The following is a 17849-nucleotide window of genomic DNA, read 5'->3' as shown; positions in this document are numbered from 1 at the left end:
TATCAGCGCCCTTTCTGTTCCTTGGCGAGGCGGCGCATGATCATGTTGCGCTTGAGCTTGGACAGGTGATCGACGAAGAGAATGCCGTCCAGATGATCGATCTCGTGCTGCAGGCAGGTCGCGAGGAGATCGTCCGCTTCCATCTCTTCGATAGCCCCTTCTAGCGTACGATAACGCATCCGCACGCTGACCGGGCGAATCACCTCGGCATATTGATTGGGCAGAGAGAGGCAGCCCTCCTCGCGCGCGGCAAGCTGCTCGGATTCCTCGATGATCTCAGGGTTGATCAGTACCATCGGATTGCGCTCACCCTCATCGGACACGTCGACCAGCGCAAAACGCAGTCCGAGTCCGATTTGCGGGGCGGCAAGCCCGATGCCCGGCGCCTTGTACATGGCAGAAAACATGCCGGGCAGATGGGACTTCACCAGCGCCATGTCATCCGCCGTGACCTCGCGCGCGACCGCACGCAGAACAGGCTGGGGGGCGACCAGGATCGGTGTCGGGGCGATGGACTCGACGTCCGTGAGGAAGGAGAGGGCTGTCATGATGCTGCGGATGTAACGAGTCGGTCCTGAGAAAACCAGTTCTAAAGGCGCTAACCCAGCGAAACTTCATGGGATTGCGGGTGCTCACGCGCTTGCAGCGCGCGCCAAACATGCCCATATCGGGAAAGTGATCCTGCGCCGCATTCGGGCAAGATCTCCCTTATGTCTCGCTCCTAGAGGAGGCTGCATGTCAGGCCGTCTGTTTACGTCACCCATGTTTCTCGGTTTCGACCACCTCGAGCAGATGCTCGAGCGCGCGTCCAAAACTGCTTCCGACGGCTATCCGCCCTATAACATCGAGCAGCTGAACCAGACGACGCTACGCATCACCCTTGCCGTTGCAGGGTTTGTGATGGACGATCTGCATATCACCCAAGAAGACAACCAGCTCGTGATACGCGGCCGTCAGACTGATGACAGCCAGGGTCGGGTTTTCCTTCATCGAGGTATTGCGGCACGTCAATTTCAGAAGGCCTTCGTTCTGGCCGAGAATATCGAGGTCGGGGAAGCCTGGCTGGATAACGGGCTGCTCCATATCGATCTCTTCCGACCTCAGCCGGAGGTGCGCGTCAAACGCATCGAGATCAGTGCCGGACGGCGCGAGCACCCTGTGGCACGAGCGACCCATATCGAGATGCCCAAGCCACGGCGCAGCCGCGCCATTCGCGATCTTGACGATGAATAAACCTGGATCAGGGCCTATAAGTGTTTCGGGCTGTATGGCCCTTTCGGGCGGGTTACCTGTCCGATCTGAAAGAAAGTATGCAGTATGACCAAAACCCTGCGCGATGAAGAGATGGGTGCCAAGCAGGCTCCCTTGTCCGACCTGCGGCGCATGACTCATCAGGATCTCAAGGAATTCGGGATGAGCCGCATGGCCTATGTCAAGCCGGTTGTCTATGAGGGAGAAGCCGCGTTTGCCATTCACGCGGCTGACGGAACGCCCATGGCGCTTGCAGAAGACCGGTCGAGCGCTTTTGAGGCGATCGTCGACCATGAGATGATTCCGGCCTGGGTCCACTGAGATGAGCCATCATTCCGTCGATATCCAGCGCTTTGCAGAAGAGAATCGTCTGAGCGGCGCAGTCCGTCACGGCAACACGCTTTATCTGGCCGGGCAGGTGGCCGATGACGCTTCGCTTGATACGGAGGGTCAGACGGCCGATATCCTGCGCCAGATCGACGCGCTTCTGGCTGAGGCTGGAACGGACAAGACACGCCTGCTTTCGGTTCAGATTTTCCTGACCGACATCACTGACATCGACGGTATGAATCGGGCCTGGGATGCCTGGCTGGACCATAATCACAAGCCAGCCCGCGCCACAGTCGAGGCGCGTCTCGTCAACTCGGCCTGGCTGGTCGAAATCACGGCCATCGCCGCTCTCTGAAGCGGAGTCCTCGCGCGAGGAGGTCCGTCACCCACGGAGTGCGAGAGTAGCCTTGAGTTTCTGATCCCGTCTGCGCTGGGCCGATCCAGCGATGCCAAGGGCTTCGCGATATTTCGCGACCGTGCGCCTCTGGATGGCAATTCCTTCTGACTGAAGGCTCGCCGTTACGGCGTCGTCCGACAATATCGCGTCCGGGCTTTCGGCATTCAGGATCTGGCGAATGCGCACCTTGATGGCATCGGCGCTCGTCTGTTCCGTCTCCTCCCCCAAGGCGGTCGAGAAGAAGCGTCGTAACGGAAGAACGCCCTGAGGCGTCTCGACCAGGCGCGTCGCGGTAACCCGGCTTACTGTGCTTTCATGGAGGCCCGTGGCACTGGCGATCTGTGCAAGGGTGAGGGGGCGCAAGGCGCTTATACCGTCGCCGAGGAATAGGTATTGATGCTGGGCCACGGCCTGACAGATCAGGAGGAGGGATCGGGCTCTCTGCTCCACAGCGCGTAGCAGGGTTCTGGCCTCGCCTTGTTTTTCCTGAGCGTAGGAACGGTCTGAGTCTCTGCCTTCCAGCAGCCGCCTGTAAAGCGCTTCGTCGATGTCCAGGCGGGGCCATGTCGCTGGGTTGAGCGTTACCACCGGTGTATTCCGCACCAGTGTGATCAGAACATCAGGCGCGACCTGCCCGGACGGGTCGAGGGATGTGTCGTCTCCGCCATTGCGGATTTCTGCCAGTCCGGCGCCGGGACGTGGGTCCAGGCCACGCAGTTCGCGAAGCAGATCTGCATAATCGCTTTCGTCCAACCCGCAGGTTTTGCGCAGCCGATCATGCTCGCCCCGCGCCAGCCAGTCGAGATGATCGAGCAGGCGTGCCACTGCCGGGTCATAGCGGTTCTGCGCGCGAAACTGTGCGGCCAGACATTCGGCAAGGGTGAGGGCAAAACAGCCCGCCGGGTCGAATTGCAGCATCTGCCCCCGTACCGCCTCAAGTTCTGCCAAAGTGCAGCCCAGCGTTGCGACGAGGCTCTGCAGCGAACATTCCAGTCGCCCGTTTTCGTCGATCTCTTCCAGAAGAGCCAGGGCGATGGCGCGCTCGGCCGAATTGGGAAAGGCCCGCCTGATCTGTTCGAGTATCAGGGTAAGAGCAGAGGGACCCGAGGCTCTGGGTTCGAGGCCGGTCTGGTCCTCGCTGTCAAATGTGCCATGGCGCGGGAGAGGCTCGTCATCCCACTGGGACAGTTCTGCGGGAGACATCTCCGGGTCCCAGTCGGGAGGGAGATCTCCTGCGCGCGCCTCTTCCGCGTGGGCGAGGGGCGCTTCCCGCATCGGAGCATCGGGTGCGGGAGGAGAGACAATGAGCAGCGGGTTGGATTCGGCCGCCAGAGTGAGCTCTGACAGAAGCTCCTGATTGGAGAGCTGAAGGAGGCCGATCGCCTGCTGCAACTCGGCCGTCATGACGAGCCCGGTCGTTTGGCGCGGCTGGAGAGTAAGCCGCGACATCAACGATCAGAGGGAGAAGTTTTCTCCCAGATAGACGCGACGCACGTCCTCATTCGCAACGATCTCCTCCGGGATGCCTTCCATCAGCACCTGACCGGAATGCATGATATAGGCCCGGTCGATGACCTCAAGGGTTTCGCGAACGTTATGATCGGTAATCAGCACGCCAATCCCGCGATCCTTGAGATGCGAGACGAGGTCACGAATTTCACCCACAGCAATCGGATCAATACCGGCCAGAGGTTCGTCGAGCAGGATGTAGTTGGGCTGGCTTGCAAGCGCGCGGGCAATTTCGAGACGGCGGCGTTCACCACCCGAAAGTGCGAGCGAGGGCGAGTGACGCAGATGCGAGATACCAAACTCTGCCAGAAGCCCGTCCAGCATGGTCTGGCGCCGGTCGTAATCGGGTTCCACCACCTCGAGCGCGGCGAGGATGTTCTGCTCGACATTCAGCCCGCGAAAGATACTGGCCTCCTGCGGCAGGTAGCCAATGCCAAGACGCGCGCGACGATACATGGGTAACTGGGTGATATCAGCACCATCGAGGGTGATGGTGCCCGTATCTGGCTGAACCAGCCCGACGATCATATAGAAGCTGGTGGTTTTGCCGGCTCCGTTGGGACCAAGGAGCCCCACAGCCTCGCCGCGTTGCACCTGAATCGATACATCGCGCACGACCTGACGCTTTTTGTAGCTCTTCCCAATACCATGGGCGATCAGTCCCGTGCGGGTCATCGGATCGTCCCGTACCGTACGCAGCACGACGGTTTCGCTGTTGCTCGTCACGGTATCGCTCATCCCAAATTTCTCACAACCGAATCAGTCAGTGCCCTGTTCATCAGGCACGCGCTTCCCAAGGTCAAGTCACGTGTGGGGGCCGGGATGCGCGCCCGGAGGCATCTGCCTCCCGTCACCGCATATCCCCCGGCTTGCTGCTGGAGGCCTCGTTGGGGATCACAAGCCCCTCGACACGCTGGCCGGGCGCCGGGTTCATGATCGCAACACCGGTCTTCATGTTCACGATGGCCGAGGCGCCGTTATTCTGATTCTGCCCGCTCGTGACATGCACATGGCCGATCAACCGGGCCATCTCCGTGTCGAAGACATAGACGCCGCGATCGCCTGTCGCCGTCTCATTGGGGGTGCGGAGCATTACGTGACCCCATGCGTAGGCGCGATCGAGCTTCGAGGAGCGCGCCGTACCATCCCCGCCGGGAGCTGGAGATTTCGGCGCGTTTGCAGGGGCCGAATCGGGCTTGCTGAAGGCCACGAGCACGTCCGCCTTGATGCGCTTGCCATCATTGGTGGTCACGGTGGCATCGCCACGCCCGACCGACATGCGGGTATTGGCGTGATATTCCATCACGTCACGCGCGGTCATGACATCCTGAGGTGTGGTCAGCTTCAAAGCCTTGCCCGTCATGACGAGCACGGCCTGGTCGATGTCATACAGGGCCTTGTCGCCCCAGGCCTGATCGGTCGTCGTGTAGATATGTACATGGCCGATCGCCTCCATGCGATAAAGCTCCATGGAACCGCCCATGGCACCGTCATCGCCCGGCTTTTTCTCCCCATCCTGGGGTTGGTCATCGGCCGGTTTGGGGGCGTTCGGGTCTGGTGCCTTCTTGCGAAGGAACCCGATGAGCTGGTCGGCATCGATGGTCACGTCGCCACGAATGGCCCGCGCCTGATCCACGAAGGTCACCGTCTGGGCATCATGATCATAGGTCTGCGGTCCGGCTGAGCTGATATGCACCTGCTCGCCATGAGACATGTCCAGCGCCTGGGCAAAGGCATGCTGGGCCGAGAGCCCAAGGATAGAAGCGCCGGGGACCGGCAGTCCCATGAGCAGCGAGCTCAGGGTCAGGGCAGGAAGGAGGCGGCGCATCATGGGGCCTTATGTGCGGGTGAAGTAAGAGACGGCATGGCATCCTGGCGGTCGTCATTGCGGATGACACGCTGGGGCCCGACAAATTGCAGCAGATTGGCGTGCTGGTCGATAAAATAGCCTTGCGCGTCGAGGATGCCAAATGGTCCCTCGGCGTGGACCCAGTCATTCGAGGCAATCACACTGCGATGCAGGTCCATATCGGCCGTGAGCCCGTTGAGGAGCGTGCCGTCATCACGGTACAGAACGACATGACCTGTCAGATTGAGTGTCTGCTCGTGCTGCATGTACACGCCTTTATCCGCCCGGATCTCGGCCCAGCCGCCGCCTGCCATATGCGTATCGGCAACCGGGTCAACCAGATCGATCCGTTCCGGCCCGTTCTGATGGGCAACGCGTGCGGTGATCATATAGGGCCGGTCATGGGCATCAAGGCCGCGATAGATCGCGCCCTCCAGATTGCCGCTTTCGACGCGCATCTGGGCCATTTCCTGCATCACCGCGCGGTTGGCGCTCAGCCAGCGGGCGATTTCAGGCCAGACCGCAATGGAGCCCAGCAACACCGCAGCAAGCAACGGAAGCGCCCATTTGGCGGTGTCGAGCAGGCGACGACGCGATGCGAGATCCGAGGTCGTCGGGATCGCGCGCTGCCGTGACTGGCCCTGTTCACGCATGGCTTCGCGCAGCGCCGCGAGTTTGGCAGCGTCACGCGAGAAATCGTCGCGTTGCGGCTTCTTGCGTTCTTCGGGGGGCGGCGTGTCTGTCATGCGATCCCCGTACGCAGGAGGTCATGGAGGCGGACGATCCCGACAGGACGGCGGTCCTCATCGAGAATGAACAGGCTGTTGATCGCCTTGCGTCGGGCGGTCATGAGATGAATGACCTCCTGAGCGAGCATGTCGCCACGCGTCGTAATGGGATCGCGGTTCATGATCTCGCCTGCCGTCGTGGTGTCGAGGTTGCGCGTCAGGGCCGGGCGTAGATCTCCATCGCTGACCAGCCCGATCAGAGCCCCTGTCTCATCGATGATGCCGATACACCCAAACGCCTTACGCGTCATTTCCATGATGACGTTCGAAAGTGTCATGCTGGCTGTGCCCAGGGGCAGGGCATCACCCTCATGCATCAGCTTGTGCACCGGGCGCAGCAGCGAGCCCAGTTTGCCACCAGGATGAAAGGCGCCGAAATCATTGGCCGTAAAGCCGCGTCTTTCCAGAAGGGCGATGGCGAGCGCATCGCCCAGTGCGAGCTGCATGATCGTGCTGGTGGTGGGGGCGAGCCCCATCGGACAGGCCTCACGCGCAGGAGGTAGGCAGAGCACGACGCTGCTCGCGCGGGCGAGTGTCGAACTCGGCGATGAGGTAACGCCTATGACCGGCAGGGCGTGGCGCGCCGCATGTTCAAGCAATGCCGCAAGTTCGCTCGTCTCGCCCGACTGTGAGAACAGCAGCAGGATATCGTGGCTGTCGATCATGCCCAGATCGCCATGGGCAGCTTCGGCCGGATGGACGAAAAAAGCCGGTGTGCCGGTCGAGGCGAAAGTTGCCTGGATCTTGCGGCCGATATGGCCCGATTTACCTATCCCGGAAACGACGACCCGGCCTGTCATGGCCGAAATGGCCGCTACAGCCCGCTCAAATCCTCGCGCCAGAGTCCCTGGACCAGCGCCCTCGACGGCAGAAGGGGCGCAATCTCGGGATGGGGAAATGCCAAGAGCCGCCTGAAGAGCGGAGAGTCCGGCGATCTCGGCCTGCAGCGTGGCCTGGGCGCTCTCAAGCGCCTGATGCTCTGCCTGCGCGCTATCGGTCACGGTCCGGGAGCCGGAAGGGGAAAGCTCGGTCATGCGTTCTCTTCCCGCTTTGCTGCGCTGAGGTCAATCATCCTGCAGCCCCGCGAGAGGCCATTTTGTGGCACGGCGCACCACGTTGCGGGCGAGAAAAGCCGGCCAAGTACGGTGCCGGCGCGAGATTCAGGCGCGGTGCGAGAAGATATCGGGCTCTTCATAGCCGAGAATGTCCAGCCGGCCCCGCGCGGGCAGGAAGTCGTAACAGGCCTGCGCGAGTTCGCGACGACCTTCACGGATCAGCAATGCCTCGAGCTTGGCCCAGAGCGCATGCAAATGCAGGACGTCCGAGGCAGCGTAGCTCAACTGTTCAGGGGTCAGGATCTGGGAGCCCCAGTCAGACGTCTGCTGCTGCTTTGCCAGATCGACACCCAGAAGCTCCCGGCACAGATGGGCCAGACCATGACGGTCGGTGAAGGTGCGGACCAGACGCGCGGCGATCTTGGTGCAGATGACGGGAGCGACCGTGATGCCGAGCGCATGCTGAAGCAGGGCGACATCGAAACGGGCGAAATGCATGAGCTTGGTCACGCTGTCATCAGCCAGAAGGGACTTGAGGTTCGGGCAGTCCTCATAGCGTCCGCCAAGCGATTTGGGGCGGATCTGGACAAGATGGGCTTCACCGTCGCCTGCAGAGAGCTGCACGAGGCACAGGCGGTCACGATGGGGATTGAGACCCATGGCTTCTGTATCGACTGCGACCACCGGACCCAGATCGAAATCATCGGGGAGATCACCATCATGGAGATGGATCGAAGCGCTCGGTGCGGCCATGTCTGGAAACCCTGGGGCTAGAAAAAACGGAAGCCGACGATTTCTCGTCGGCTTTTCCGTTTTTCGTATGGTGCCCAGAAGAAGACTCGAACTTCCACGTCCTTGCGGACACAGGTACCTGAAACCTGCGCGTCTACCAATTCCGCCATCTGGGCTCAGAGGCTGTCCGGGTCGCCGTTTTTTTTCGGCATCCCGTTCGGTGAGGTGGCGTTTACCGGTGGATGCGGGGAGCGTCAACACCCCCTCTGAAAAAAAGAGGAATTTTTTCCATGGACCGTTCGATCATCACCGTTTTCGGGGGCAACGGATTTATCGGTCGGGCGCTCGTGCGCCAGCTTGCCGATGTCGGATATGACGTGCGCGTGGCCTCCCGCGCACCGGAGAAAGCCGCGGCGCTGGCGGCGAAACCGGGGCAGGGCAGTATCATGCCGGTTTACGCCTCCGTGACGGACAAGGAGTCCGTGCGCGCCGCGCTGCGGGGCGCCGATGCGGCCATCAATCTGGTGTCGATCCTGACCGAAAAAGGGCACACGACATTCGAGCGCATGAATGTCGAAGCCGCTGAAAATGTCGCGCGGCGGGCAAGCGAGGCAAAACTGTCCCGTTTCGTCCATGTCTCGGCGATTGGTGCTGCGCCTGATGCGCCATCGCGCTATGGGCGCAGCAAGGCGGAGGGGGAGCGTCGTGTCATGGCGGCTTTTCCCGGTGCAGCGCTTTTGCGGCCAAGTGTGGTGTTCGGCCCCGGTGACAGTTTCCTGACGCTGTTTGCCCTCATGGCGAAATGCCTCCCGGCACTGCCGGTCTATTATCCGCAAACGAAGCTGCAACCCGTCTTTGTGGAGGACGTAGCGCGCGCTGCCTTCCTATGCCTTACGGGAGAACACACAGGTGTCTTTGAACTGGGTGGGCCGCATCAGGTCACTATGGAAGAGATCATGCGTTTTGTGGCGCAGACCGTTGGACGCACGCCCCGCCTGCTGTCGGTACCGAACGGGCTGGCCGAAATCCAGGCGATGCTTTTGGAGCGTCTTCCCGGGAAATTGCTGACGCGTGACCAGCTCGCCATGCTCTCTCAAGACAATATTGTGACATCAGCGACAGGGTCGTTTGAAACGCTGGGAGTCGTGCCGCGAAGCCTGTATGATCGCGCACCGGAATATCTGAGAAAAATCAGCGTGTTGCGAACTATTCTCAAATGAAAGGACCGTATCGGTCCTTTATTCTGACACGAAACGCATATTTTATCAGATAAATGCGGATTAAGCGGGTTATAGGTAAGCAATTCTGACTTATGCCCGTGTGCCGCCTGCCTTACCTGTCCGTCATGTTTTGAAAGCGGCGCTCATGGCGTCTGCTTGCCCATGGGGAGAACGTGTCGTGGCCGAACGGATGCTGCAATTTGTGTCATTGCCGCAGGAGATGCCTGAAAAGCGTGCGGCCTCGGAGCGCCGCGAAGATTTCGGCGAGATCTACCGCGCTTTTGCCGTGGATCATGCTGAGCGTCAGGCCAGCCGTTGTTCGCAATGCGGCGTGCCCTTCTGTTCGGTTCATTGCCCGCTGGGCAACAACATTCCCGACTGGCTGAAGCTGACGGCGGAAAACCGTCTCGAGGAGGCCTATCGCCTTTCTTCAGCCACCAACACCTTTCCCGAGATCTGCGGGCGCATCTGTCCGCAGGACCGCCTGTGTGAGGGTAATTGCGTCATCCAGAAGGATTTCGAGAGCGTTACCATCGGTGCGGTCGAGAAATTCATCACCGAGACAGCGTTCGATCAAGGCTGGGTCAAGCCACGCATGCCGTCCCGCGAGCGCGCGCAGAGCGTGGGCGTGGTCGGCGCAGGGCCTGCCGGTCTGGCCGCTGCGGAATGGCTGCGCGCACTGGGCTATCAGGTGCATGTCTATGATCGCCACGACCGTATTGGCGGTCTGATGGTTTATGGCATCCCGAGCTTCAAGCTCGAGAAGCACGTGCTGGCGCGTCGGCATGAACTGCTCGAAGCTCAGGGTATCGTCTTCCATCTCTCGACCCCCATCGGGGAAGGCGAGGGTGGTCTTTCTTTCGAGGCGCTGCGTGAAAAGCATGACGCGGTCTTCCTCGGGACTGGCGTTTATCGCTCGCGCGAGGTTTCCGTGCCGGGCAGTGGGCTGGGCGGTGTGGTCCAGGCGCTCGATTTCCTCACGGCGTCCAATCGCCGTGGCTATCATGAAACGCCGGGCGATGACGCCGTGCTCCATGCCAAGGGCAAGCATGTGGTTGTGATCGGTGGCGGCGACACGGCCATGGACTGCGTACGCACCTCCATCCGTCAGGGCGCCGAGAAAGTGACGTGCCTGTACCGCCGTGACCGCGCCAACATGCCGGGATCGGTTCAGGAAGTGAAAAACGCCGAGGAAGAAGGCGTCAACTTCGCCTGGCTTGCTGGCCCGGAAGCTTTTCTGGGCGATGGCAGCGTCAGTGGCGTGCGCGCCCACAAGATGCGTCTGAGCCTGCCCGATGCCTCCGGCCGTCAGTCGGTCGAAGCCGTGCCCGAGAGCAGCTTTGTGATCGAGGCCGATCTCGTGATCAAAGCGCTGGGTTTCGACCCCGAAGATCTGCCGGGCGACTGGAATGCGCCTGAGCTGGCGGTAACCAAATGGGGCACGCTCAAGGTCACGCCGGGGCGCTTCGAGACCAGCGTGCCGGGCGTCTTTGCGGGCGGCGATATCGTGCGCGGGGCCTCGCTCGTGGTCTGGGCCATTCGCGACGGTCGCGAGGCTGCAGCCGAAATGCACCAATTCCTCTCTGGCGCAGAGAGGATGACATCAGACCATGCCGCACAGGCAGTGGCGGCGGAGTAAGGGCCATGACCGAGAAGAGCTTCATCCAGTCCTATCAGGACAATGTCCGCGCCCTCGAAGGCCTTTATGACCCGACCATGGAGCGTGATGCCTGCGGCGTCGGGCTGGTGGCCGCGCTTGACGGCAAGCGCCGTCGTGACGTGGTTCTGGCTGGTATTGCGGCGCTCAAGGCGCTCTGGCATCGCGGTGCGGTCGATGCCGATGGCAAGACGGGCGATGGCGCGGGCATCCATGTCGAGATCCCGCAGGATTTCTTCGCCGAGGCCATCCACAGCGCGGGTGACGACCAAATCGAGGGTCGTATTGCCGTTGGCATGATCTTCCTGCCCAAGACCGATCTGGCTGCGCAGGAAGCAGGGCGCGCGATCATCGAGAGCGAGATCCTTGATTTCGGCTATGGCATCTATGGCTGGCGTCAGGTGCCGATCGACACCGCCTGTATTGGTGAAAAGGCCAATGCGACACGCCCCGAGATCGAGCAGATCATGGTGCGCAACCGCCTGAACCGCTCAGAGGCCGAATTCGAGCGCGATCTGTACGTGATCCGCCGCCGTATCGAGAAATCCGCCGCCGCCGCGCAGGTCGATCTCTACGTATGTTCGCTGTCGTGTCGTTCGCTCATCTACAAGGGCATGTTCCTCGCCGAGAACCTGACGGATTTCTATCCCGATCTGCTGGATGAGCGTTTCGTCTCACGCTTTGCGATCTATCATCAGCGCTACTCGACCAACACCTTCCCGACCTGGAAGCTGGCTCAGCCTTTCCGCCGTCTGGCGCATAATGGCGAGATCAACACGCTTTCGGGCAATGTGAACTGGATGCGCAGCCACGAGACGCGTCTCGCGAATGCCGAGCTCGACCCCTATATGGGCGATCTCAAGCCTGTCGTGCAGGCGGCGGGCTCCGATACCGCGATGTTCGACAACGTGTTCGAACTGCTCACCCATGCCGGGCGCGATGCACCCATGGCCAAGACGTTGATGGTGCCCGCAAGCGCTGGTGGCAATGCGGCCATGACCGACAAGCATCGGGCGCTGTTCTCCTATTGCAATGCCGTGATGGAGCCCTGGGACGGCCCGGCCGCCATTTGTGCGACCGATGGACGCTGGGTTGTGGCCGGGCTCGACCGCGCCGGTCTGCGCCCGCTGCGCTACACCATCACGCAGGACGATCTGCTTATCGTGGGGTCCGAAGCCGGTATGGTGCGCGTGCAGGACGCCAATACCCGCATGAAGGGGCGCCTCGGGCCGGGTGAGACGCTGGGTCTCGACCTGCAGGAGGCCAAGCTCTACGCGCCGCAGGAACTGCTCGATCTCCTGGCCGAGCGTCAGGATTTTGCCTCCTGGACCAAGAATATCCGCAATATCAGCTCGGTCGTGCGCTCGGATGTCGCGGAGCCCGTGCTGTTCACCCCCGACCAGCTGCGTCGTCGCCAGTTGGCCATGAGCCTGACCCATGAGGAGATGGAGACCATTCTCCACCCCATGGTCGAGACCTCGGCAGAGGCCATTGGTTCGATGGGCGACGACACGCCGCTTCAGGTTCTGTCGAGCACCTATCGCGGGCTTGCCCATTACTTCCGCCAGGGATTTAGCCAGGTCACCAACCCGCCTATCGACTCCCTGCGCGAAATGAACGTGATGAGCCTCGTCACGCGTCTGGGTAATCTGGGCAATATTCTCGACCAGTCGCCTGAGCAATGCGACCTGCTTCAGCTTCCGAGCCCGGTTCTGACCACGGGTGAGTTCGAGGCGCTGCGCAATTTCTGCGGCAAGGATGGCGCGACGGTGGATTGCACCTTCCGCGCCGCCGATGGCGAGGCCGGGCTGCGCGATGCCATCGCGCGTATCCGCCACGAGGCCGAGGATTACGTGCGGGGCGGTTGTACCCATCTCTTCCTCTCTGATGAGGGACAGAGCGAAGAGCGCGTCGCGATCCCGATGATCCTCGCGACTGCCGCTGTGCATATCCATCTCGTGCGTCAGTCCCTGCGTACCTTCACCTCACTCAATGTCCGTTCCTCCGATGTGATGGATGTGCACGGCATGGCGGTGACGGTGGGTGTGGGGGCCACCACGGTCAATCCCTATCTGGCGCAGGAATGCATCGCGGATCGCTTGCAGCGTGGCCTGTTCGGCGAGCTGTCACTGCGTGAGGCGGTGGAACGTTATCGCAAGGCCCTCGACAAGGGTCTGCTCAAGATCATGTCGAAATCAGGCATCTCCATCGTTTCCGCCTATCGTGGGGGCTATAATTTCGAGGCCATCGGCCTGTCGCGCGCGCTCGTGGCCGAGTTCTTCCCCGGCATGCCGTCGCGCATCTCCGGCATTGGTCTGCCCGGTCTGGCCCGCAATGCGCTCAAGGCGCATGAAACGGCCTATGCGGGCGGTGTAGATGCGCTGCCGATTGGCGGCCTCTACAAGCTGCGTCGCAAGGGCGAGGTCCACGCCTTCAGCGGCCAGCTCATCCATATGCTCCAGACGGCCGTCTCGACTGACAGCTTCTCGCTGTTCAAGCGTTACGCCGATGCCGTGCGTCGTCAGCCGCCGACCGCTCTTCGCGATCTGCTCGATTTCCGCCGGGTGCGCGAGCCGATTCCTGTGGAAGACGTCGAGAGCATCACCGCCATTCGCCGTCGTCTCGTGGCGCCAGGCATCTCACTTGGCGCCCTGAGCCCCGAGGCGCACGAGACACTAGCCATCGCCATGAACCGTATCGGTGCAAAGTCGGATTCGGGTGAGGGCGGTGAGGACGCATCGCGCTTCACGCCGCGCGAGAATGGCGACAATGCCAGCTCGAAAATCAAGCAGGTGGCCTCGGGGCGCTTTGGTGTCACGGCGGAATATCTGAATAATTGCAGCGAGATCGAGATCAAGGTCGCTCAGGGTGCCAAGCCGGGTGAGGGCGGGCAGTTGCCCGGTTTCAAGGTAACGGAACTCATCGGCAAGCTACGCCATGCCACACCCGGCGTGACGCTCATTTCGCCGCCGCCGCATCATGACATCTACTCCATCGAGGATCTGGCTCAGCTCATCTACGACCTGAAGCAGATCAATCCGGAGGCGACCGTCACGGTCAAGCTCGTGGCCCGTACCGGCATCGGCACCATTGCCGCTGGCGTGGCCAAGGCGAAGGCGGATGCGATCATGATCTCGGGCCATTGCGGTGGCACGGGGGCGAGCCCGCAATCTTCCATCAAATATGCGGGTCTCCCCTGGGAGATGGGGCTCACCGAGGCCAATCAGGTGCTGACACTCAACCGTCTGCGCCATCGCGTGACCCTGCGTACCGATGGCGGTCTCAAGACCGGGCGCGACGTGGTGATGGCGGCCATGCTGGGCGCCGAGGAGTTCGGCATCGGCACAGCGGCCCTCGTGGCCATGGGCTGCATCATGGTGCGCCAGTGCCATTCCAATACCTGCCCGGTGGGCGTGTGCGTTCAGGATGAGGCGCTGCGCGCCAAGTTCGAGGGCACACCCGAGAAGGTGATCAACCTCTTCTCCTTCATCGCCGAGGACGTGCGCAACATTCTGGCCGAGCTTGGCTTCAAGAGCGTCGAGGAAATCATCGGCCGTACGGATCTGCTGCGTCAGGTCTCGCGCGGTGCGGATTATCTGGACGATCTGGATCTGAACTCGCTGCTGGTTCAGGCCGATCCGGGACCGGATGCGCGTTATTGCACCCGCGAGGGCCGGAACGAGGTGCCGGAAACGCTTGATGCCCAGGTTATCGCCGATGCGACGCCGCTTTTTGATCATCGCGAGAAGCTGCATCTGCACTACACGGTGCAGAACACGCATCGCGCTATCGGCACGCGCGTTTCATCGCTGATCACACGCAAATTCGGCATGAAGACCCTGCCCGAGGGACATCTGACCCTGCGTCTGCGTGGCTCGGCGGGTCAGTCGCTTGGGGCTTTCGCCGTTCAGGGCCTCAAGCTCGACGTGGTTGGCGATGCCAATGACTATGTGGGCAAGGGTCTGTCGGGTGGTACGATTGTCGTTCGACCGTCCCCCACTGCGCCATGGCGGTCTGAGGACAATGCGATCATCGGGAATACCGTTCTGTATGGCGCGACCGCCGGGTCGCTTTTCGCAGCCGGGCAGGCAGGTGAGCGCTTTGCCGTGCGTAACTCGGGTGCAACCGCCGTGGTCGAGGGCTGTGGCTCGAATGGCTGCGAGTACATGACCGGCGGTACGGTCGTGATCCTTGGGCATATCGGCGATAATTTCGGAGCCGGGTTCACGGGGGGCATGGCCTTCGTGCTCGATCGTGAAGGGGCTTTCGAGCGTCGTGTAAATCCCGATACTGTCCTGTGGGGACGTGTCGAAGCGGGAAGCGAATGGGAGGAAACCCTGCGCGGGCTCGTTCAGCGTCATGCGGATGAGACGGGCAGCGCCCATGCTGCCGAGCTGCTGCATCGCTGGGACCGTGTCCTGTCGCAATTCTGGCAGGTTGTGCCACGGGATTACGCCCGTATCATTGGGTACGAGCTGCCAGGCACGAACCAGGCCCTATCGGCCTGACCGACGCTGCTCTGTGGTCAAGGCCAGCAGGGGAGCCGCTTCAGGGCGGCTCCCCTGTTGTCGTTTTGCGCCCGATCTGTTCGTCGGGGCGCCCTGGACCCGTCGACCGGGACTTGTCATCTTCGCGCTGCCGACTTGCCCGTGACCATGGAGGCAAATAACGCGGATCATCGTCGCGCATGTTACATAATCAAATTGGAATATATGACGCCGCATTAACTATTTTATTGCATAAAATTCATCCGCTAGCATCGACGCCATGCCTTCGGCCATTTGGCCGGAATTCCCGTATCCCAGGGGTGTCCATGCTTTCTTCCGTCCGAAAACCCGGAGCGGCGACGTCTTCCGTCGGGGCTCTTGCCCTGCTTGCCAGCGTGTTCTTCATGTGGGGCTTTGCGACCGTCCTCAATGATATTCTGGTGCCCCATCTCAAGGCGGCCTTCTCGCTGAATTACACCGCCTCGCTGTTGGTGCAGTTCTGTTTCTACCTTGGCTATCTGGTCATTTCCCTCCCGGCCTCGCGTCTCGTTTCGGCGCTGGGCTACAAGGGAGCCGTCATCCTCGGTCTTGTCGGCATGGCGGTGTCCTGTCTGCTTTTCATCCCTGCCAGTGCCTTCTTCTCTTACGGGTTTTTCCTCGTCGCGCTGTTTCTTCTAGCAGCGGCGATCACCCTGTTGCAGGTCGCGGCCAACCCCTATGTCGTGGTCATTGGTGACGAGGCTTCCGCTTCCAGCCGCCTCACCATGGTTCAGGCGTTCAATTCGCTCGGAACCACACTGGCCCCCCTTTTCGGTGGCGTGCTGATCTTCGCGCGCTCCCATGAGGACAATGCCGCGGGCGATGCCGCCGCCTCCCTGACCCAACGGGTGCAGGATGCCCAGATGGTCCAGCTTCCCTACGGGCTGATCGCGATTGTCCTGCTTATCATGGCCGTTATCGTCTGGCGTTTTCCCCTGCCGGCTATCGACCCGGGACGCCGCGCGGCTTCGGAACACGCCGATGCAGACAAAACCGTACCGGGAAGCGTATGGCGGCACCGCAACCTGTTCTGGGGCGTACCCGCCATCTTCCTCTACATGATCTGTGAGATCGGGATTGGCAGCACATTGGTCAATTTCATCTCCCAGAAGCAGATCGGTAATATGAGCCATGCCGACGCCGCGCATTACGTGGCTTTCTTCTGGGGCGGGGCGATGGCAGGGCGTTTTCTTGGCGCCGCGCTGATGCGTCGGGTCAGCCCGCACCTGCTGCTCGGGCTGGTCAGCCTCGCCGGGGCGCTGCTTATTCTCGTGGTGATCGCCTCATCCGGCCCGGTGGCCATGTGGGCGCTCATCCTGACCGGACTGTGCCATTCCATCATGTTCCCCACGATCTTCTCCCTTGGCATCGCCGAACTTGGTCCCCAGACGGAGCAGGGGGCAGGCTGGCTGATCATGGCGATTGCAGGTGGGGCGGCAGCGATTTTCCAGGGAGTCCTGGCTGATCGCATCGGGCTTTCCCTGTCCTATCTTCTGCCTTTTGCGTGCTATCTCTATCTTGTCTTTTATGCGCGCTGGGGCTCCGTGCCCGGCACCCGGTCCCCCGTTCAGCAGGAGCCGCGTCCATGATCCGTATTGCAGTTATCGGTGTCGGGCATATTGCCCGTCATGAGCATCTTCCCGCCCTGAAACAGAGCCCGTCTTTTGACCTTGTCGCTGCGGTCTCACCCGTGCCGGTCGACCTGCCGGTTCCCGTGTTCGAAAGCATTGCGGCACTTATGGAGAGCGGAATTGCGGTTGATGCCGTGGCGATCTGCACCCCGCCAGACAGGCGCTATGCGCTCGCTCGAGAAGCGATCGAGGCGGGTTGGCATGTGCTGCTTGAAAAGCCGCCGACATTGACCCGCTCCCAGGCCCAGGCGCTGCGCGATCTGGCCCGTTCCGAAGGTGTGACGATTTTCGCGGCGTGGCACTCGATCTATGCCTCGGCCATCCCCCGTATACGGTCCCTGCTGAGCGATATCGACCCCGTTTCGATTGCGATCACATGGAAGGAAAATGCCGATAAATGGCATCCTGGTGCGGACTGGCTGTGGCGTCCCGGCGCTCTGGGTGTTTTCGATGCCGGGATCAATGCCCTGTCGATCCTGACCGCAACCAATGCGGAGCCGGTGGTTTTTCAGGAGGCGCGCCTGGATTTCTATGCTGACCAGCAAGCCCCCGCGCGCGCGGAACTGAGCCTGACCGGGGGCAGAACGGCCTGTCCGATCACTGCAAGTTTCGACTGGCGGCACGACCCTGACAGCGAGATCTGGGAGATCCGCTGGAGTCTGCCTGAGGGCGATACGCTTTGCCTGGCCAAGGGGGGCGCGCATCTGAGCCGGGGAGAGCACGTAATTCCTCTGGAGGAGAGCCGCGAATATGCAGGGGTTTATCGCCATTTCGCGCAGTTGATCGACACGGGAGAGATGTCGCTGGATCTTCGACCGCTCGATCTGGTGAGCGAGGCACTGGCTTATGGAGCGCGCTGCCGACATTGACACAATATGGCATAGACATCCGCAATTACCCAAAA

The 17849-nt window shown here is 61.4% G+C and carries 15 protein-coding genes and 1 tRNA gene; 8 read left to right on the top strand and 8 right to left on the bottom strand.

Features of this window, described 5'->3' with window-relative positions; translation table 11 throughout:
- Positions 1–2: 2 nt before the first annotated feature.
- On the bottom strand, positions 3–548 hold the full coding sequence (def, locus tag C0V97_RS05225; RefSeq protein ID WP_127101367.1) for a peptide deformylase: 546 nt from the start codon (positions 546–548) through the stop codon (positions 3–5).
- Between the two features lie 187 nt (positions 549–735).
- Here def and C0V97_RS05220 point away from each other — a divergent pair, with 187 nt between their 5' ends.
- The 3 genes from C0V97_RS05220 to C0V97_RS05210 all read left to right on the top strand — a co-directional run bounded on the left by C0V97_RS05220 (position 736) and on the right by C0V97_RS05210 (position 1936).
- Positions 736–1233, top strand: coding sequence for an Hsp20 family protein (locus tag C0V97_RS05220; protein WP_127101365.1), 498 nt, complete (start codon positions 736–738; stop codon positions 1231–1233).
- Between the two features lie 84 nt (positions 1234–1317).
- Positions 1318–1572 (top strand): DUF1150 family protein, encoded by a 255-nt coding sequence (locus C0V97_RS05215; protein ID WP_233581979.1) that lies wholly within the window; start codon positions 1318–1320, stop codon positions 1570–1572.
- 1 nt (position 1573) lies between these two features.
- Positions 1574–1936, top strand: coding sequence for a RidA family protein (locus tag C0V97_RS05210; RefSeq protein WP_127101363.1), 363 nt, complete (start codon positions 1574–1576; stop codon positions 1934–1936).
- 27 nt (positions 1937–1963) lie between these two features.
- On the opposite strand, the gene rpoN is transcribed toward C0V97_RS05210, so the two are convergent.
- From rpoN to C0V97_RS05175, 7 genes are all read right to left on the bottom strand, one after another.
- Entirely contained in the window at positions 1964–3427 is a 1464-nt protein-coding gene (gene rpoN / locus C0V97_RS05205) for an RNA polymerase factor sigma-54 (protein ID WP_127101361.1), read from the bottom strand.
- A gap of 6 nt (positions 3428–3433) precedes the next feature.
- Entirely contained in the window at positions 3434–4162 is a 729-nt protein-coding gene (gene lptB, locus C0V97_RS05200; protein ID WP_127101531.1) for an LPS export ABC transporter ATP-binding protein, read from the bottom strand.
- A gap of 175 nt (positions 4163–4337) precedes the next feature.
- A complete protein-coding gene (locus C0V97_RS05195) occupies positions 4338–5315 on the bottom strand; it encodes an LptA/OstA family protein (RefSeq protein WP_127101529.1) in 978 nt (325 codons plus the stop codon).
- A complete protein-coding gene (gene lptC / locus C0V97_RS05190) occupies positions 5315–6082 on the bottom strand; it encodes an LPS export ABC transporter periplasmic protein LptC (protein ID WP_127101359.1) in 768 nt (255 codons plus the stop codon). Before lptC ends, C0V97_RS05195 begins: the two co-directional genes overlap by 1 nt.
- Positions 6079–7158 (bottom strand): SIS domain-containing protein, encoded by a 1080-nt coding sequence (locus C0V97_RS05185; RefSeq protein ID WP_127101357.1) that lies wholly within the window; start codon positions 7156–7158, stop codon positions 6079–6081. The genes lptC and C0V97_RS05185 overlap by 4 nt, the downstream gene beginning before the upstream one ends.
- Positions 7159–7284: 126 nt before the next feature.
- Positions 7285–7932 carry a ribonuclease D gene (locus tag C0V97_RS05180; RefSeq protein WP_127101355.1) on the bottom strand — a complete coding sequence of 216 codons (648 nt, stop codon included), beginning with the start codon at positions 7930–7932 and terminating at the stop codon, positions 7285–7287.
- A gap of 68 nt (positions 7933–8000) precedes the next feature.
- A tRNA-Leu gene (locus C0V97_RS05175) sits at positions 8001–8087 on the bottom strand.
- Positions 8088–8201: 114 nt separating this feature from the next.
- Here C0V97_RS05175 and C0V97_RS05170 point away from each other — a divergent pair.
- The 5 genes from C0V97_RS05170 (at position 8202) to C0V97_RS05150 (ending at position 17814) form a co-directional block, all read left to right on the top strand.
- Positions 8202–9131 (top strand): complex I NDUFA9 subunit family protein, encoded by a 930-nt coding sequence (locus C0V97_RS05170; RefSeq protein WP_158625346.1) that lies wholly within the window; start codon positions 8202–8204, stop codon positions 9129–9131.
- Positions 9132–9309: 178 nt separating this feature from the next.
- Complete coding sequence (locus C0V97_RS05165) at positions 9310–10770, top strand: NAD(P)-dependent oxidoreductase (RefSeq protein WP_127101351.1); 1461 nt, start codon at positions 9310–9312, stop codon at positions 10768–10770.
- A 5-nt stretch (positions 10771–10775) separates the two neighbouring features.
- Positions 10776–15296, top strand: a complete 4521-nt coding sequence (gltB, locus tag C0V97_RS05160; RefSeq protein ID WP_127101349.1) for a glutamate synthase large subunit — start codon at positions 10776–10778, stop codon at positions 15294–15296.
- Positions 15297–15601: 305 nt separating this feature from the next.
- Positions 15602–16903, top strand: coding sequence for a sugar MFS transporter (locus C0V97_RS05155; protein ID WP_127101347.1), 1302 nt, complete (start codon positions 15602–15604; stop codon positions 16901–16903).
- Complete coding sequence (locus tag C0V97_RS05150; protein ID WP_127101345.1) at positions 16900–17814, top strand: Gfo/Idh/MocA family protein; 915 nt, start codon at positions 16900–16902, stop codon at positions 17812–17814. The genes C0V97_RS05155 and C0V97_RS05150 overlap by 4 nt, the downstream gene beginning before the upstream one ends.
- The last annotated feature ends 35 nt before the right edge of the window (positions 17815–17849 follow it).

The organism is Asaia sp. W19 (genome assembly GCF_003994335.1).
GTDB lineage: Bacteria > Pseudomonadota > Alphaproteobacteria > Acetobacterales > Acetobacteraceae > Asaia.
The sequence above is the reverse complement of the archived record's forward strand: the minus strand, read 5'-3'. Positions and strand labels throughout refer to the sequence as shown.

Coding starts and splice junctions, on each gene's coding strand:
- def (WP_127101367.1), bottom strand. CDS start 548: ATGACAGCCCTCTCCTTCCTCACGGACGTCGAGTCCATCGCCCCGACA.
- C0V97_RS05220 (WP_127101365.1), top strand. CDS start 736: ATGTCAGGCCGTCTGTTTACGTCACCCATGTTTCTCGGTTTCGACCAC.
- C0V97_RS05215 (WP_233581979.1), top strand. CDS start 1,318: ATGACCAAAACCCTGCGCGATGAAGAGATGGGTGCCAAGCAGGCTCCC.
- C0V97_RS05210 (WP_127101363.1), top strand. CDS start 1,574: ATGAGCCATCATTCCGTCGATATCCAGCGCTTTGCAGAAGAGAATCGT.
- rpoN (WP_127101361.1), bottom strand. CDS start 3,427: ATGTCGCGGCTTACTCTCCAGCCGCGCCAAACGACCGGGCTCGTCATG.
- lptB (WP_127101531.1), bottom strand. CDS start 4,162: ATGACCCGCACGGGACTGATCGCCCATGGTATTGGGAAGAGCTACAAA.
- C0V97_RS05195 (WP_127101529.1), bottom strand. CDS start 5,315: ATGCGCCGCCTCCTTCCTGCCCTGACCCTGAGCTCGCTGCTCATGGGA.
- lptC (WP_127101359.1), bottom strand. CDS start 6,082: ATGACAGACACGCCGCCCCCCGAAGAACGCAAGAAGCCGCAACGCGAC.
- C0V97_RS05185 (WP_127101357.1), bottom strand. CDS start 7,158: ATGACCGAGCTTTCCCCTTCCGGCTCCCGGACCGTGACCGATAGCGCG.
- C0V97_RS05180 (WP_127101355.1), bottom strand. CDS start 7,932: ATGGCCGCACCGAGCGCTTCGATCCATCTCCATGATGGTGATCTCCCC.
- C0V97_RS05170 (WP_158625346.1), top strand. CDS start 8,202: ATGGACCGTTCGATCATCACCGTTTTCGGGGGCAACGGATTTATCGGT.
- gltB (WP_127101349.1), top strand. CDS start 10,776: ATGACCGAGAAGAGCTTCATCCAGTCCTATCAGGACAATGTCCGCGCC.
- C0V97_RS05155 (WP_127101347.1), top strand. CDS start 15,602: ATGCTTTCTTCCGTCCGAAAACCCGGAGCGGCGACGTCTTCCGTCGGG.
- C0V97_RS05150 (WP_127101345.1), top strand. CDS start 16,900: ATGATCCGTATTGCAGTTATCGGTGTCGGGCATATTGCCCGTCATGAG.